Source organism: Streptomyces sp. (assembly GCF_035644915.1).
Lineage (GTDB): Bacteria > Actinomycetota > Actinomycetes > Streptomycetales > Streptomycetaceae > Streptomyces.
The window spans coordinates 1-1,664 of record NZ_DASQNP010000169.1 but is presented as its reverse complement, the minus strand read 5'-3'; the positions used below and the strand labels follow the sequence as shown (position 1 = coordinate 1,664).

General features: G+C 72.1%; 1 protein-coding gene. It reads right to left on the bottom strand.

The features are described from left to right. Positions 1-1,608 (bottom strand): putative T7SS-secreted protein (locus tag VE546_RS18930; protein ID WP_324923871.1); only part of this gene is annotated, 1,608 nt, incomplete at its 3' end. Positions 1,609-1,664: the final 56 nt, after the last annotated feature.

Genomic DNA, 1,664 nt, shown 5'->3' with positions numbered 1-1,664 from the left:
CTCGCCGTCCGCCCCGCCCGGCGGCGGGGCGAAGTGCCGCACCCAGCCGGTCTCGGGGTCGGTGAGGGTGTAGCCGCCGTCCGGGGTCTTCTCCAGCGGCATCCGCGCCGCCCCGGCCGACGGCAGAGTCGGCACCCCTGGGGCGGGGTGCTGGTAGGCCAGCAGCCGCCCGTCCTCGGCGACGAACACCACGCCCTCGGCATCGATCTCCAGCCGCTGGTCGACGGTGGAGGCCCACGAGGGGCCGAACCAGCGGCCGGCGGTGTAGCCGGACTCCACATACCGCGTGAAGACCAGCGGCATGGCGCCGGGCAGGGTGATGTCCGTCTGCGGCAGGAACATCTTGCCGGTGGCCAGGTCCACCGGGTCGGTGCCCTTGCACGGCTTGTTCCGTGGCTCGGTGCTGTGCGCGTCCGGGCCGTCGCCGTCCAGGGCGCGGCGGGCCCGGTTGGCGTCCTTGGCCAGGTCCGCGGCCTCCCCCGCCAACCGGACGGCCTTGACCCCGGCCCCGGCGCCGCCGGTGGTGACGGCCAGGACCGCATCCGGCGCCAGCCGGCCGAGGCCTTCGGCCGGGTCCTTCAGGAACTGGTCGAGCATCTGCTTGCCCGCGCCCCACGGGTTGTTGGCGACCTGGACCAGCCCGGCGACGGTGCTGTTGAGGTTGGTCAGGTACTCGGCGGGGTGCGTGATGTTGTACGGGTCGGTGGGGTTGATGCTGCGGGCGAAGGAGACGATCCCGGTCGCGCCCTTGATGACACCGCCGTAGAAGTGCGAGGCGTCCAGGTGGACGCCGACCACGCCGTACTTGACCTGCTCGCCGTAGGAGGGCTTCTCCGGCGCCGCGTCCCGCGCCGCCCGGACCGCCGACCGCGCCTTCTCCGCCGCGGTGTTGCGCTGCTTGCGGGCCTCGGCCAGGATCTCCTCGGCCTCCTTGGCCTTGGCCGGGCCCGGATCGTGGAACTTCCCGGGCGGTTGCGGCTTGGTCCCCGGGTCCTGCCCGGCCTCCACCTTGGCGTTGTAGGCGTCGGCCGCCTTGTTGTACGCGTCGACCTTCTGGTTGTGCGCCGTCCGCGCCTCCTCCGAGGCCTTGACGGCGGCCTTGTACTTGGAGATCGCCTCCTTGGCCCGGCCCTGGGCCCACTCCACCGTGCCCGCGAAGTCCTCCAGCGCCCCGGCCGCCTTCTCACAGGCGTCGGCGGTCTTGAACCACCGCGGCGGCTCCTTGGCGATCTTCTCCCGGAACGCGTCGGCCGCCTCGCCCTTCAGCCCGCTGGCGTCCAGGCCCTTGATGCCGTTGCCGACGTTGTCGAAGGCCTTGGCGAAGTCCTTCAGATGGCTCGCGGTGGAGCGCAGTTTCTCCGCGCTGCCGTAGATCAGCTTCTTGGGGTCCTCGGTCTGGCCGAGCTGGAGTTCGTCCACGTCGGCGCCCAGGGCATTGGCCGCGGAACGGGACTTGTCCCGCACCCAGTCCGCGCCGCTCTCCCAGCCGACGTCCTCCAGCAGGTCGGCCCCGACGTCGCCCAGTTCCTCGATGCCCTCGCCGATCAGCTCGACGCCCTGCTCGACCTTGTCCTCGATGACGTCGGGTACGAAGTCCCCCAGGCCCATCAGTCCTCACCCCCGTCGCCCTGCTGCTGGGTGCGTGCGCGTTCCTCCGGCGAGGG